Below are 14,963 nucleotides of genomic sequence, written 5' to 3'. Positions count from 1 at the left end.
TGGGTGGGAAAGTGCCCGATTATTGGCCTGGCGCGCGGCCGTTCAAGGTACAGAAAACCCCGGAAAACCAACCCAGGGCCGGGAACGGGTTGTTCCCCGGATCTTTTGCGTAGACCATGAGCGCCTTTGCTTTGTGCTGCCATCGAGTTGCTTTATGACCCCTTCCACTGAGTCGTCGCCGGCGCGCTTTTCCCGCTCCGACTACAAGACCCTGGGCCTGGCCGCCCTGGGCGGTGCCCTGGAAATCTACGACTTCATCATCTTCGTATTTTTCGCCCTGACCCTGAGCCAGCTGTTCTTTCCCCCGGAAATGCCCGAGTGGCTGCGCCTGCTGCAGAGCTTCGGGATCTTCGTCACCGGCTACCTGGCCCGGCCCCTGGGCGGCATCCTCATGGCCCATTTCGCCGACCGCCTGGGGCGCAAGAAAGTCTTCAGCCTGAGCATCCTGATGATGGCGCTGCCTTGCCTGCTGATCGGCATCATGCCGACCTATGCCCAGATCGGTTATTTCGCGCCCTTGCTGCTGCTGGCGCTGCGGGTGCTGCAAGGTGCCGCCGTGGGCGGTGAAGTGCCCAGCGCCTGGGTATTCGTCGCCGAGCACGCGCCGCGGGCCTATCGCGGTTATGCCCTGGGCTTTCTCCAGGCCGGGCTGACCTTCGGCTACCTGCTGGGCGCCCTGACCGCGACCCTGCTGGCGCGGGTCTTCAGCCCCGAGGAAATCCTCGACCACGCCTGGCGCTATCCCTTCCTGCTGGGCGGCGTGTTCGGCGTGATCGGCGTCTGGCTGCGCCGCTGGTTGAGCGAAACCCCGGTGTTCGTGGCGCTGCAGCACCAGCGCGATGCCGCCGCCGAACTGCCCCTGCGCACCGTGTTGCGGGAACACCGGCTGGCGATCCTGCCGGCGCTGATCCTCACCTGCGTGCTGACCTCGGCGGTGGTGGTGTTCGTGGTCATCACCCCGACCATGATGCAAAAAAGCTTCGGCATGAGCGCCAGCCACACTTTTGCCCTGAGCAGCCTAGGGATTGTCTTTCTCAACATTGGTTGCGTGCTGGCGGGGCTGGTCGTCGACCGCCTCGGTGCCTGGCGCACGGTGATGCTCTATAGCCTGCTGCTGCCACTGGGCATCGCCGTGCTCTATGGCTGCCTGATCAGCGGCGGCGCCTGGATCGGCCTGGCCTATGCCATCGCCGGCCTGGGCTGCGGCGTGGTGGGGGCGGTGCCGTCGGTGATGGTGGGCCTGTTTCCGGCGCGGATTCGCGTGTCGGGGATCTCCTTCACCTACAACATCGCCTATGCCCTCTGGGCCAGTACCACGCCGTTGCTGCTGATCGCCCTGATGCCCTGGAGCCCCTGGATCTGCGTGATCTACTGCGCAGTGATGGGAGCGGTGGGGGTCGTCAGCGCCGCTTACTTCGGCGGCCGTGTGGGTGAGGAAGGGCCTGCGGCAGCGAGAGAAAGCTGCATGGCTGACCAACGCTAGGACTTTTCTTCGGCCTGCTGTGATTCAGCGAAGCGGCGAGCTAGAGCCTTCACCAAAACGCCTCTTGATCCCGCGTGAAACCGGGCTGAAAAAGGGCTTTCAGCCCCCGGTTTTTTCCCGCTAATCTCCCGGAACGCGCGGCCTGCGCTTGGGTTTCCGGGAGCTGTCTTGATTCGTTCGACGCTGTGTTCCTTGCGAAATTTCTCCGCCTTGGCGCCACTGTTACAAGTGGCGCTGATGAGCTTCGTGCTGGGGTTGGTGTTTGCCCTGATCCAGGCCTGGACCTGCACGCAACTGGACTACGGCCTGGAGGGCGCCAGCCCCGACAGCTTGCGCGCCCGGGTGATCGCAGTGGAGGCCGGGGCGTTGCTGGTGGAGGAACTCGACACCGGGGAGCGCCAGCGCTTGCGCCTGAACCGCGAACTGACCCGGCTCCAGCTGCCACTCGCTCAACTGCCGGGGCAGACCCTGGTACTCAGCCACCTGCGGGGCTACCTGCTCAGTTGTCGCCGCGACGATCAACCCGGGTGCAGCGCCCTGTGTTCCAGCGCCGCAGAGTGCCAGCAGCGCCTGCGCCAGGGCGACTCGTGTGTTGGCATGCTGGGCTTTGCCTGGCTCGTCAGCCTGATCTGCGGGCTGCTGCATGGCTTGGGGCATCGACCGTTCTGGCAGCGAGCGGGATCCTGAGGCCGCTTTCGCGGGCAAGCCCGCTCCTGCAGGTGCTCCGGCTTGCCGGCGAAGAGGCCCCCGGGCCTGCTGTCATTCGGGCAGCAGTTGTTCCAGATAGCGGGTGCGTTCGGTGCTCAGGCGGGTCACGCAGAGGTTGATCAGGGTCACATGGGCCGGCTTGCCCGGTTCCACTTCGAAGGCCTCCAGCACGCAGGTGCTGTCGCGGTATTTGATCCAGGCGCGTTGGGCGTTCTTCAATTTGCCGAGGTATTCCTGTTCTTGCAGCAGGCTGCTGGGGTACAGGTTGTGCACCCGGACCAGCAGCGCCTGATAGCTCTGGTTGAGTGCGGCGTCGGCTCGCTCCTTGTCCTGCTGGGCGCAGCGGTCGACCTGTTCGCTGACGCTGATGTGCTCGCAATCCAGCGCTGCGGCCTGGGCAGGCGCCCAACCAGCGGCGCCTGCAATTACGGCGATGACGAGGCCAAAGATCCAGGGCTGATAAGGCATGTCGGTCCCTTGCGCTGAGAATGAAGCGGGCATTCTACAGCGCTGTTCCCAATGCAGAAGGGCTGGCCTGCCCACCATGGCCAGCGGTTATTGCAACCAGTGCCAGAGCAGCAGCGTCCCCACCAGCCCGACCACGGAAACAATGGTCTGCAGTACCGACCAGACCCAGAGTGTCTGCTTGAGTTGCAGGCCGAAATACTCGCGCACCATCCAGAACCCGGCGTCGTTCACGTGGCAGAAGAACACCGAGCCGGCGCCGATGGCCAGCGCCACCAGGGAGCTTTGGGTGGCGGCCAGACCGGCCATCATCGGCGCCAGGATGCCGGCGGTCGTGGTGGTGGCCACGGTAGCCGAGCCGGTGGCCTGGCGCAGGGCCACGGCGATCAGCCAGGCCAGGAGGATATAGGGCAGGTGCGCGCCTTCGGCCACCTTGCTAATGGTCTGGCTGACCCCGGCATCCAGCAGCGTCTGTTTGAGCCCGCCGCCGGCGCCAATGGTCAGCAGCAGCACGGCAATCGGTGCCAGGCTTTTGCGCAGGGTGTTGCCCACCTGGTCCCGAGCCATGCCGTTGGCCCAGCCCAGACAGATCACCGCGGCGATCACCGCCAGGCCCAGGGCGATCAGGGGTTCGCCGAGAAACTTCAGGGTCAGGGCCAGGGTGTTCTCCGGGCTCATGGCGACCTTGGCCAGGGTGCTGCCGAGCATCAGCAGCACCGGCAGCACAATGATCAGCAGCGACACGCCGAAGCCCGGCTGGCGCGGGGCCTTGGGCGCAGCACTGAACAGCGCGCCGAGCTCCGCCGGTTCGCTGACCTGCAGGCGCTTGGACAACCAGTTGCCATACAGCGGGCCGGCCAGGATCACCGCCGGCACGGCCAGGCACAAGCCCAGCAGCATGGTCAGGCCGAGGTCGGCGTGCAGGGCGCTGACGGCGATCAGCGGGCCCGGGTGCGGGGGCATCAGCGCGTGCAGGGTGGTCATCCCGGCCAGGGCCGGAATGGCGATTTTCAGCAGCGGCAGGCCCGAGCGGCGGGCCATGACGAAAATGATCGGCACCATCATCACCAGCCCCACTTCGAAGAACAGCGGCAGGCCGATGACCATCGCCACCAGGGCCATGACCCAGGGCAGCGACTTGCCCTTGCCCAGGCCCAGCAAGGTCGAGGCGATGCGGTCGGCGGCGCCGGACTCGGCCATCAATGCGCCGAGCATCGAGCCCAGGGCAATGATGATCCCGGCCTCGCCGAGAATCGCCCCGGCGCCCTTGCTGAAGGCCTTGGCCACTTCCTCCGGCGGCAGGCCTGCGCCCACCCCGGCAATGAAGGTGCCGATCAGGATCGACAGGAACGGCGGCAGTTTGGTGGCGCTGATCAGCACAATGATGCTGGCGATGGCCACCAGGCAGCAGATGATCAGGCGGGTGTCGTGGACCATCCAGGCGGCAGTCGATACATCCAAGGCGGGACTCCTCAATCGGCTATTTTTATCTGTTACGTTTTGTTTCACTTTTTTGGGAGCATACCCGAGGCGCCCGCCGCAGAGGGCTTATGCGCACTTTTGGTGCATTCGTTAGCCGGCTAACTATGGACCTGCCCTGGATAACCGGCGGATAACCGGCAGATGACAATTCGCTTATCCAGCCCTGGGCACCTGGCCAATCGAACTATCATCAGAGCCACGCTTTACCAGCCAACCGAGGATCTTTCATGGGCGCAGGACACAGTCACGGCCAGGTACGGGCCGGGCATGAACGCAAGTTGTGGATGGCCCTGGGGCTGACCGGCAGCTTCATGCTCGCCGAGGTCATCGGGGCCTTTGTCACCGGCAGCCTGGCGCTGCTGTCGGATGCCGCGCACATGCTCACCGATACCCTGGCGCTGGCCATCTCCCTGGTGGCGATCCAGGTCGCCAAGCGCCCGGCGGACCGCAAGCGTACTTTCGGTTATGCGCGCTTCGAGATCCTCGCCGCGGCGTTCAACGCCCTGCTGCTGTTCGTGGTGGCGTTCTACATTCTGTTCGAGGCCTGGCAACGCCTGCAGGCACCGGCCGAGATCCAGTCCACGGGAATGCTGGTGATCGCGGTGCTGGGGCTGATCGTCAACCTGATCTCCATGGGCCTGCTGGCCTCCGGCAGCAGCCAGAGCCTCAACGTCAAGGGTGCATACCTGGAGGTATGGAGCGACATGCTCGGTTCACTGGGGGTGATCATCGCCGCGCTGGTGATCATGTTCACCGGTTGGGGCTGGGTCGATTCCCTGGTGGCCGCGGCCATCGGCCTGTGGGTGTTGCCTCGGACCTGGACCCTGCTCAAGGAGAGCATGAACGTGCTGCTGCAAGGGGTGCCGGACGGGGTCGACATCGACCAGGTGGAGCAGGCCATACGCCAGGTGCCGGGGATCAGCGACGTGCACGACCTGCATATCTGGGCCCTGACCAGCGGCAAGAACGTGCTTAGCGCGCATCTGGTGGCGCACCTGCAAGGGCGGGATGAACAGGCGGTCCTGGCCGAGGTCACCGAGCTGCTACAGGAGCGCTTCGACATTGCCCACGTCACCTTGCAGGTGGAGCAGGCAGGGTTTCATGAGCAGGTGCATGAACATTGAGGGAGCCGCGCTTGCGTCTTGTGCAGGAGCCGGCTTGCCGGCGAACACGGCCGCGCCTCAGTCGCGTTCTTCAAGGACATAACCCACACCGCGCAGGGTGTGGATCAGCTTGCGTTCGAAAGGGTCGTCGATCTTCGCCCGCAGGCGGCGGATCGAGACTTCCACCACATTGGTGTCACAGTCGAAATTCATGTCCCAGACAAAGGAAATGATCTGGGTCCGCGACAGCACCACGCCGCTCTGGCGCATCAGCAGGTGCAGCAGGGCGAACTCCTTGGTGGTCAGGTCGATGCGCTGCTTGCCGCGAAAGGCCCGGTGCCGGCCCTGGTCCAGCTCCAGGTCGGCGACCCGCAGCACATCCGGCACCGGAGCCTGTTCGCTGCGGCGCATCAGGGTGCGGACCCGGGCCAGCAATTCCGGAAACTGGAACGGCTTGACCAGGTAATCGTCGGCGCCCAGGTCCAGGCCACGGATCTTGTCCGCCAGCCGGCCCTGGGCGGTGAGCATCATCACCCGGGTGCTGCTGTCCTGGCGGATCTGCCCGAGCACGCCCCAGCCGTCGATGTGCGGCAGGTTGATGTCGAGGATCACCAGGTCGTACGCATGCTGGCGAGTCAGGTGCAGGCCGTCCGCGCCGTTGTTGGCGCAATCCACCACGTAGCCACTTTCAGTCAGCCCCTGATGCAGGTAGTCAGCGGTCTTGGGTTCGTCTTCGATGACCAGAATACGCATGGAAATGAGGTTCTCGGCAGGTGGGGGACAGTAACGAAAAGACGCGAATAATCAGCGGGCCAATGCTCGAAAGTTGTGCGGCCCCGTGCCGTATTCGTGTTCTTTAAAGTTCGCTTGCTGGCACTTGAAAAGTGCTCTTGATGTTCACTTCGAATAGCCGGATGTTAATACAGAACCTTGAGCCAGAGCCTTTGCTAACGGATTTGTAATCTTTGCGCCACCCTGCTGATAAGCACTGAAAGTTACAGTTGGCCGAACTTGAAACTCTCCCTGTCAATGGGCGAACTGCTGCAGTTTCATATCGGCCGGAACTCCTGTGGATAAGCGTCGATATGGTGCGCTGCAACTTCGCAGACACTTTGCCTCCATAGGGGCCGGAACTTGTTATGCCGACTTTCCCGAGAATATCTGCCCGGGCAGCACGCACCTGCGTCCTGACCCTGTTGCTGGCCGTGGCGAGCCAATCTGCAAGCGCCGTCGAGCAACCGCTGTTGAGCCTGGACAGCGCCCTGGCCCGAGCCTTTGCCAACAACCCTGAACTGGCCGCCGCACGCTGGGAGATCGACATCGCCCAGGGCGCCCGCCAGCAGGCCGGGCTCATCCCCAACCCGGTGCTGTCGGTGGACGCCGAGGACACCCGCCGGGATTCGCGCACCACTTCGGTCAAGCTCAGCCAGGCCCTGGAGCTGGGGGGCAAGCGCGGAGCACGGATCGACGTGGCCAGTCGCGGTCAGGAGCTGGCGGCCCTGGAGCTGGAGCGGCGCCGCAACCAGTTGCGTGCGGATGTTCTGGATGCCTATTACACGGCGCTGCGGGCCCAGGAGCGCACCCAACTGGCCGGGCGCTCCCTGGCCCTGGCCGAACGGGGCGTGGCGGTAGCCCAGGGCCGGGTCAACGCCGGCAAGGCCTCGCCGGTGGAAGCCACCCGGGCCCAGGTGCAACTGGCCGAGGTGCGCCTGGAACTGAACCGGGGGCAGATGGAGCAGGACAATGCCTACCGACGCCTGGCCATGGTCACTGGCGCGGCCACCAGCGACTTTGCCGGGGTGCAGGAGCAGCCTCTGGCACTGGCGGCGCTGCCGGCCCCGGCACAGTTGCTTGGCCGCCTGCCGGAAACCACCGAACTGCGCCTGGCGGAGCAGGAAGTGGTGCAGCGCGAGGCGTCCCTGGGGCTGGAGAAGGCCCAGCGCATTCCCGACCTGGACGTCAGCGTGGGCAGCCAGTACGACGCCAGCGCCCGGGAGCGGGTCAACCTGGTAGGGCTGTCGATGCCTTTGCCGCTGTTCAATCGCAACCAGGGCAACGTGCTGTCCGCCGCCCGCCGCGCCGACCAGGCCCGGGACCTGCGCAACGCCACCGAATTGCGCTTGCGTACCGAAACCCGCCAGGCCCTGGAACAGTGGAACACCGCCCGGGGCGAGGTGCAGTCCTTCAACCAGACCATCCTGCCCGCCGCCCAGCGTGCGGTGGACAGCGCCACCCAGGGCTTCGAGATGGGCAAGTTCAGCTTTCTCGACGTTCTCGATGCTCAACGCACCCTGATCGGCGCGCGCACCCAGTACCTCGCCGCGGTGGCGCAAACCACCGATGCCTGGGTACGGATCGAGCGCATCTACGGCGACCTCAGCCGTTGGTGAAACCCTGGCTGATGGGCCTGGCGTGCCTTGCCGCGTTGCTGGTGAGCGACTGCAGTGGCGCACCCCCGACAGCCCCCGAAGACCCACCCGCGCATTGGTGCGTGCATGAGCTGCATCGGGCCATTGGTCAATGGCTGTTTCCCTCTACCCCGTAAGGCAGCGCCTGGCGCTACCGACCCTCGATCGATTCAGGAGTCCCCATGGATAAAAAACGCAGCCTTGTTCTGGCCAGCACGGCAGTGGTCGGCTTCGGGCTGGCGGCCTTGCTGCTGCCGGGCCTGTTCGCCAGCCCGGCAACGGCGCCCCAGGCCGAGGAGGCCGGGCACGGCACCCAGGAGCCCGAGGGCCATCTGGAACTCAGCCCGGAACAGATCCAGGCCGCCGGCATCGAGCTGGCCGCAGCCGGTCCGCGGCGCCTCAACCGGGTACTCAGCCTGCCGGGAGAGATCCGCTTCGACGAGGACCGTACCTCGCACATCGTGCCCCGGGCCGCCGGTGTGGTGGAGTCGGTACAGGTCAACCTCGGCCAGTCGGTCAAGCGCGGCGAACTGCTGGCGGTGATCGCCAGCCAGCAGATCTCCGATCAGCGCAGCGAGCTGGCCGCCGCCGGGCGGCGGGTGGAACTGGCCCGTACCACCTTCCAGCGCGAGCGCCAGTTGTGGGTCGACCAGATCTCCGCCGAGCAGGATTACCTGCTGGCACGCCAGGCCCTGCAAGAGGCGGAAATCGCCCTCAACAATGCCCGGCAGAAGATGAATGCCCTGAGCGGCAGCGCCCAGTTGGTGGGTGGCAATCGCTATGAAATGCGCGCGCCGTTCGACGGTGTGGTGGTGGAAAAACACCTGAGCGTGGGCGAAGTGGTGGGCGAAACCAGCGCCGCGTTCACCCTCTCGGACCTGTCCCGGGTCTGGGCCACCTTCGGCGTTTTTCCCAAGGACCTGGACAAGGTCCGGGTCGGCCAGCCGGTGCAGGTCAGCTCCAGTGAGCTGGGGACCCAGGTCCAGGGCCAGGTGGCCTACGTCGGCAGCCTGCTGGGGGAACAGACCCGCACCGCCACGGTGCGGGTGACCCTGGCCAATCCCAATGACGCCTGGCGCCCGGGGCTGTTCGTCTCGGTACAGGTGGCCACCGAAGCCTTCGACGCACCGGTCAGCGTGCCGCAGACGGCGATCCAGACCGTGGAAGACCGGCCTTCGGTGTTCGTCCGCGTGGCCGAGGGGTTCCAGGCCACGCCTGTGGTCACAGGGGCCAGCCAGGACGGTTTTGTCGAGATCCGCGAGGGCCTCGAAGCCGGGGCCCAGGTAGCCGCCCGCGGCAGCTTTACCCTCAAGTCCGAACTGGGCAAGGGCGCGGCCGACCACGGCCATTGATCGGCCTCATCAGAGAGTGACTTCCCATGTTTGAACGCATCATTCAATTCGCCATCGAGCAGCGCATCATCGTCCTGCTGGCGGTGCTGCTGATGGCCGGCGTCGGCATCGCCAGCTACCAGAAGCTGCCGATCGACGCGGTGCCGGACATTACCAACGTCCAGGTGCAGATCAACTCCGCGGCGCCGGGGTTCTCGCCCCTGGAAACCGAACAGCGCATCACCTTTCCCATCGAGACGGCCATGGCCGGCCTGCCGGGGTTGCAGCAGAGCCGGTCGCTGTCGCGCTCGGGGTTGTCCCAGGTAACCGTGATCTTCAAGGACGGCACCGACCTGTTCTTCGCCCGCCAACTGGTCAACGAGCGCCTGCAAGTGGCTCGCGAGCAATTGCCCGATGGTGTGGAGGCAGTGATGGGGCCGATTTCCACCGGGCTCGGGGAGATCTTCCTGTGGACCGTGGAGGCCGAGGAGGGCGCCCGCAAGGAGGATGGCACGCCCTACACTCCCACCGACCTGCGGGTGATCCAGGACTGGATCATCAAGCCGCAACTGCGCAACGTGCAGGGCGTGGCCGAGATCAACACCATCGGCGGCTTTGCCAAGGAGTACCAGATTGCCCCGGACCCCAAGCGCCTGGCGGCCTACAAGCTGACCCTGAGCGACCTGGTGACGGCCCTGGAGCGCAACAACGCCAACGTCGGCGCCGGCTACATCGAGCGCAGCGGCGAGCAGTTGCTGATCCGCGCGCCGGGGCAACTGGCGTCCATCGAGGACATCGCCAACATCGTCATCAGCAGCAGCGATGGCACGCCGATCCGCGTGCGCAACGTGGCCGACGTGCAGATCGGCCGCGAGTTGCGCACCGGCGCGGCCACCGAGAATGGCCGGGAAGTGGTGCTGGGCACCGTGTTCATGCTGATCGGCGAGAACAGCCGTACCGTGTCCCAGGCGGTGGCGAAGAAACTTGAGGAGATCAACCGCTCGCTGCCCGAAGGCGTGGTGGCGGTCACGGTGTACGACCGCACCAACCTGGTAGAAAAGGCCATCGCCACGGTGAAGAAGAACCTCTTCGAGGGCGCGCTGCTGGTGATCGTGATTCTGTTCCTGTTCCTGGGCAATATCCGCGCGGCGCTGATCACCGCCCTGGTGATCCCGCTGTCCATGCTGTTCACCTTCACCGGCATGTTCAGCAACAAGGTCAGCGCCAACCTGATGAGTCTCGGTGCCCTGGATTTCGGCATCATCGTCGACGGCGCGGTGGTCATCGTCGAGAACGCCATCCGCCGCCTGGCCCATGCCCAGCACCACCACGGGCGCATGCTGACCCGCTCCGAACGCCTGCATGAAGTCTTTGCCGCGGCCAAGGAAGCCCGGCGCGCGCTGATCTTCGGCCAGTTGATCATCATGGTGGTGTACCTGCCGATCTTTGCCCTTACCGGGGTGGCCGGGAAAATGTTCCACCCCATGGCCTTCACTGTGGTCATGGCGTTGCTGGGGGCGATGATTCTCTCGGTGACCTTCGTTCCGGCAGCCATCGCGCTGTTCGTCACCGGCAAGGTCAAGGAAGAGGAAAACCTGCTGATGCGCAGCGCCAAGCGCGGCTACGCCCCGGTGCTGGACTGGGTGATGGCCCGGCGTGGCCTGACCTTCGCCCTGGCCGGCTTGATCCTCGCTGGCAGTGCGCTGCTGGCCAGCCGCATGGGCAGTGAATTCATCCCCAGCCTCAGCGAAGGCGACTTTGCCCAGCAGGCCCTGCGGGTGCCCGGCACCAGCCTCACTCAGTCGGTGGACATGCAGCAGCGCCTGGAGAAAACCCTGCTGGCGCAAGTGCCGGAGATCGAGCGGGTGTTCGCCCGCACCGGCACCGCGGAGATCGCCTCGGACCCGATGCCGCCGAATATTTCCGACAGCTACCTGATGCTCAAGCCCAAGGCCCAGTGGCCGGACCCGAACAAGTCGCGAGAGGCGCTGATCGCTGATATCCAGCGTGCCAGTGCCCTGGTGCCGGGCAGCGCCTACGAGCTGTCGCAGCCGATCCAGCTGCGCTTCAATGAGCTGATTTCCGGGGTGCGCAGCGATGTTGCGGTGAAGGTGTTTGGCGATGACATGGCGGTGCTGAACAAGACCGCTACGCAAATTGCCACGGCCTTGCAGAGCTTGCCTGGCGCCTCGGAAGTCAAGGTCGAGCAGACCTCGGGGCTGCCGGTGCTGACCATCAATATCGACCGCGACAAGGCCGCGCGTTTCGGCCTCAATGTGGGGGACGTGCAAGACACCATCGCCGTTGCGGTGGGCGGGCGCCAGGCCGGCACCCTGTACGAAGGCGACCGGCGCTTCGATATGGTGGTGCGCCTGTCCGATCAACTGCGCACCGATATCGACGGCCTGTCCCGGCTGCTGATTCCCATACCGGCGACGGCGGGCACGGCCAACGGGCAGATCGGCTTCATCGCCCTGTCGGAAGTGGCCAGCCTCGATCTGGTGCTGGGCCCCAATCAGGTCAGCCGCGAGAACGGCAAGCGCCTGGTGATCGTCAGCGCCAACGTGCGTGGGCGGGATATCGGCTCCTTCGTCGAGGAAGCCACGGCGTTGATCGGCGAGAAGGTCAAGGTCCCGGCGGGGTACTGGACCACCTGGGGCGGCCAGTTCGAGCAATTGCAGGAAGCGTCCCAGCGCCTGCAAGTGGTGGTGCCGGTGGCGCTGCTGCTGGTGTTCGGGTTGTTGTTCATGATGTTCAACAACCTCAAGGATGGCCTGCTGGTGTTCACCGGGATTCCCTTCGCCCTGACCGGCGGGATCATGGCCCTGTGGCTGCGGGACATACCGCTGTCGATCTCGGCGGGGGTGGGCTTCATTGCCTTGTCCGGGGTCGCCGTGCTCAACGGCCTGGTGATGATTGCCTTTATCCGTAACCTGCGAGAGGAAGGGCGCTCGTTGTCCCTGGCGATTCATGAAGGCGCCCTGACCCGACTGCGCCCGGTACTGATGACCGCCCTGGTGGCCTCCCTGGGCTTCATCCCCATGGCCCTGGCCACCGGCACCGGCGCCGAAGTGCAACGGCCCCTGGCCACGGTAGTGATTGGCGGCATCCTGTCCTCCACCATCCTCACCTTGCTGGTGCTGCCTGCCCTGTACCAATGGGCGCATCGCAGGGAAGAAGACTGATCGCTTGCCGCTTCTTGTAGCCGCTGCCGCAGGCTGCGAACGGCAGCGCAGGAGGCGTCGCTCTTGGGGGCGCTGAAGGTCCTGCGGACCTTTTCGCAGCCTCGCAGGCTCGGCAGCGGCTACATGGATCGTTGTGGTTAAAGCCAGGTGGCGTCCCACAGTGGGTAGTCGCCTACGCGCTCGACCAACCCTGCGCGAACCGGGTTGTAGATGATGTAACGCGCTATCACCTTGAGGTCTTCCTCTCGGCGTATGGCGCGTTCGTGATAACCCTTTTGCCACAGCCGACCGCGTCGGTTAAGGCATTGGTTGATGGTGCGCCCGCTACGGGATTTGAGCCTGCACAGGGCCTCTTCCAACGAGCATTTCTGCAGCTGGAACAGCCAGTGAATGTGATCAGGCATTACCACCCAGGCCAGTGAGTGGGTGAGGCCAGCTTCGTGCTGTTCCCTCAGTTGGTCGACCACCAGCCGCCCCAGGCGAAAGTCGCTGAACACCCGGCACCGTTGTTCGGTCACGGCGGTCACGCTGTAGATCCTGCCGATCTCCGAGCGCCGCCCCTTGAACAGGCGGTAACCATTGGATAGGACCTGCATGGCCTTGCTCTCCCTTCGCGTGATTGATCCATTTCAACCTAGCTCCGGCCTTGCCTGTTAACAGATGTATCCCATTAGCACATATGTCCCTGTAGCCGCTGCCGAGCCTGCGAGGCTGCGAAAAGGTCCGCAGGACCTTCAACGATCCTCAGAAGCAGCGCCCGCTTCGCGGTCGTTCGCAGCCTGCGGCAGCGGCTACAGGTGTCAGTCCTGCGGCAATTTTCGGGCAAAAAAAAGCGCCCCAAGGGGGCGCTAAAAATTCATCTCTTTCCAAAGGAGCATCAGAAAAAACGCTTCAAGAGATGAATGTGCTCGGTAGGCAATCGCTGTCAGATGTCTTCTTCGGCCGTGGTAGGCGCAGAAGCATCGCGAGGGGCTTTGCCGGTGCTGCCGGTGGCGGCTGTTTCCTGGTTGGCGTCGCCGTGGATCTGTTCCTGGCTGGCCAGGAAAGCTTCGCGGACCTGCTGTGGGCGTTCGCTGCCATCAGCGGCCCAGGTGGCGGAGCTGGTTGTGGCCAGTAGGCCGATCAATAACAGTTGGGTTGGGCGCATGAGCTTCTCCTGACACGTTGGGCGGCCGTGAAAAACACGGTGGCTGCCAGTGTGTCCGGGAGTATATGAAGGCCAACCTAACGAGAAGGTGAGGCCGATATTACAGTTCTGAAAGGCATGAGTCTGTGAAGAAGTTTTAACACCGGGCAGGCCTGGCGCCTGCCCGGAGCCGCTCTCTAGAGCAGGGCCAGGGGGTACTCGACGATCAGGCGAAACTCTTCCAGGTCGGATTCGAACTGGCTGGAACGGATGGTCGCCTGGCGGATGCGCAGGGACAGATCCTTGAGGCTGCCGCCCTGGAACACGTACTTGGCTTCGATATCCCGCTCCCAGCGGCGCTGGTCGGTCAGTGGGTCACCTGCCGCATCGCGGCGCATGTACACCGAGTTGGCGTGGCTGTAGTCGGCGCCGCTGCCGCGGGCGTAGCGGGTCATGAACGACAGGCCGGGAATGCCCAGGGGCTGCATGTCGAGGTCGTAGCGGACCATCCACGAGCGTTCCTTGGGCGAGTTGAAGTCGCTGTACTGGATCGAGTTGTCGAGGAAGATCGAGTCCGACTGGCGCAGGTAGTCGAAGTCGTCGTTGCCGTTGTTGCGCTGATGCGACAGGGCCAGGGTGTGGGCGCCGTAGGTGGCTCCGACCTTGGCGCTCCAGATGTTGTTGTCGAGCTCGCCCAGGAGCTTCTTGCCTTCATCGACGGCCTTGTAATAGTTGAAGCCGCTGAACAGGCTCAGTTGGTCGGACAGCGGGTAGTTGCCCGCGACGCCGAAGTAGTACTGGTCCCAGGCGTCCTTCAGGCGGCTGCTGTAGAGGCTGAAGTTGAGATTGGAGTTGAGCCGGTAGTCGCCGCCGAAGTAGCCGACCCAGGGCGAGTCCACCTTGCCGGCGTAGAAGGTGGCGAAGCCATCGCGCATGCCACTGCTGTCGGGCTGGCTCATGGCATGCAGGCGGCCGCCCTGCAGGTTGAGGCCGTCGATGCTGGTGTTCTCCAGGGTCACCCCGCGAAAGCTTTCCGGCAGCAGGCGGGAGTCGCCGTAGTGCACCACGGGGGTCTTGGGAAACACATCGCCGACTTTCACCACGGTATCCAGGGCCCGCATTTTCACCGCCCCCCCAGCCTTGCCGTAGCTGTCGGCGGGCCGGTTGTCGTGGTTCAGCGGCAGCATGCCGAAGGAGCCACCGCCGCCGCTGCGGCCGGTGCCAGAGTCGAGCTTGAGGCCGTACATGGCAAAGGCATCGAGGCCAAAGCCCACCGTGCCCTGGGTGAAGCCGGATTCGAACTGGCCGATCAGGCCCTGGGCCCAGGCTTCGGAATAGCCGTTGCCGGTGGGGCTGGACTGGCCCTTGCGGTCGTCGCGGTTGAAGTAGAAGTTGCGCAGCAGCAGGTCGAGGCGGCTGCCTTCGACAAAGCCTTCGGGCCGTTCCTCGGCGGCCACTGCCGCCATAGGGCTGATCCCCAGTACCGCAGCGAGCACGGACAGGGACAAGGGGGGGTTGATACGCATGGGGGTCGCTCCTGAGTGTTGGCAGCTATCAACTTTTATATCGCCAGAGGCGTTCTTATTGGGCTCGACCGGCAGGCGTCGCAACGCCTGCCCAGTCGCTGCCGATAGTTGCAAACGGCAGATAACGGCGGGGTGACCCGGTCATT

The 14,963-nt window shown here is 64.7% G+C and carries 12 protein-coding genes; 6 read left to right on the top strand and 6 right to left on the bottom strand.

The annotated features are described in order from the left end of the window. The first annotated feature begins 154 nt into the window (after positions 1-154). The gene (locus AC1RCO_RS20335; RefSeq protein ID WP_368995293.1) at positions 155-1,483 is read left to right on the top strand and encodes an MFS transporter; all 1,329 of its coding nucleotides are present in this window, start codon (positions 155-157) and stop codon (positions 1,481-1,483) included. Between the two features lie 168 nt (positions 1,484-1,651). Next, positions 1,652-2,170: a hypothetical protein gene (locus AC1RCO_RS20330; protein WP_187682861.1), complete on the top strand. Its 519-nt coding sequence runs from the start codon at positions 1,652-1,654 to the stop codon at positions 2,168-2,170. A 72-nt stretch (positions 2,171-2,242) separates the two neighbouring features. On the opposite strand, the gene AC1RCO_RS20325 is transcribed toward AC1RCO_RS20330, so the two are convergent. Then, positions 2,243-2,659, bottom strand: a complete 417-nt coding sequence (locus AC1RCO_RS20325; RefSeq protein ID WP_015637031.1) for a lysozyme inhibitor LprI family protein — start codon at positions 2,657-2,659, stop codon at positions 2,243-2,245. 87 nt (positions 2,660-2,746) lie between these two features. Beyond that, positions 2,747-4,117: a GntT/GntP/DsdX family permease gene (locus tag AC1RCO_RS20320; RefSeq protein ID WP_011063465.1), complete on the bottom strand. Its 1,371-nt coding sequence runs from the start codon at positions 4,115-4,117 to the stop codon at positions 2,747-2,749. A gap of 248 nt (positions 4,118-4,365) precedes the next feature. On the opposite strand from AC1RCO_RS20320, the gene AC1RCO_RS20315 reads away from it, so the two are divergent. Beyond that, positions 4,366-5,262: a cation diffusion facilitator family transporter gene (locus tag AC1RCO_RS20315; RefSeq protein WP_492617987.1), complete on the top strand. Its 897-nt coding sequence runs from the start codon at positions 4,366-4,368 to the stop codon at positions 5,260-5,262. 57 nt (positions 5,263-5,319) lie between these two features. Here AC1RCO_RS20315 and AC1RCO_RS20310 read toward each other — a convergent pair whose 3' ends face one another. Beyond that, entirely contained in the window at positions 5,320-5,994 is a 675-nt protein-coding gene (locus AC1RCO_RS20310; protein WP_011063463.1) for a heavy metal response regulator transcription factor, read from the bottom strand. Positions 5,995-6,380: 386 nt separating this feature from the next. On the opposite strand from AC1RCO_RS20310, the gene AC1RCO_RS20305 reads away from it, so the two are divergent. The 3 genes from AC1RCO_RS20305 to AC1RCO_RS20295 all read left to right on the top strand — a co-directional run bounded on the left by AC1RCO_RS20305 (position 6,381) and on the right by AC1RCO_RS20295 (position 12,165). Next, complete coding sequence (locus AC1RCO_RS20305; protein ID WP_123431437.1) at positions 6,381-7,631, top strand: TolC family protein; 1,251 nt, start codon at positions 6,381-6,383, stop codon at positions 7,629-7,631. 200 nt (positions 7,632-7,831) lie between these two features. After that, entirely contained in the window at positions 7,832-9,001 is a 1,170-nt protein-coding gene (locus AC1RCO_RS20300) for an efflux RND transporter periplasmic adaptor subunit (protein WP_492617986.1), read from the top strand. A 26-nt stretch (positions 9,002-9,027) separates the two neighbouring features. After that, positions 9,028-12,165, top strand: a complete 3,138-nt coding sequence (locus AC1RCO_RS20295; protein ID WP_492617985.1) for a CusA/CzcA family heavy metal efflux RND transporter — start codon at positions 9,028-9,030, stop codon at positions 12,163-12,165. Between the two features lie 137 nt (positions 12,166-12,302). Here the strand turns inward: AC1RCO_RS20295 and AC1RCO_RS20290 are convergent, their stop codons facing one another. The 3 genes from AC1RCO_RS20290 to AC1RCO_RS20280 all read right to left on the bottom strand — a co-directional run bounded on the left by AC1RCO_RS20290 (position 12,303) and on the right by AC1RCO_RS20280 (position 14,817). Continuing rightward, entirely contained in the window at positions 12,303-12,761 is a 459-nt protein-coding gene (locus AC1RCO_RS20290; protein WP_183000085.1) for an REP-associated tyrosine transposase, read from the bottom strand. 329 nt (positions 12,762-13,090) lie between these two features. Beyond that, the gene (locus AC1RCO_RS20285; RefSeq protein WP_011063459.1) at positions 13,091-13,312 is read right to left on the bottom strand and encodes a hypothetical protein; all 222 of its coding nucleotides are present in this window, start codon (positions 13,310-13,312) and stop codon (positions 13,091-13,093) included. Between the two features lie 176 nt (positions 13,313-13,488). Beyond that, positions 13,489-14,817: an OprD family porin gene (locus AC1RCO_RS20280; protein ID WP_492617984.1), complete on the bottom strand. Its 1,329-nt coding sequence runs from the start codon at positions 14,815-14,817 to the stop codon at positions 13,489-13,491. Positions 14,818-14,963 lie beyond the last annotated feature (146 nt).

The organism is Pseudomonas sp. GW823-FHT03E05, assembly GCF_058796855.1.
This window is presented reverse-complemented; position numbering and strand designations above follow the sequence as displayed.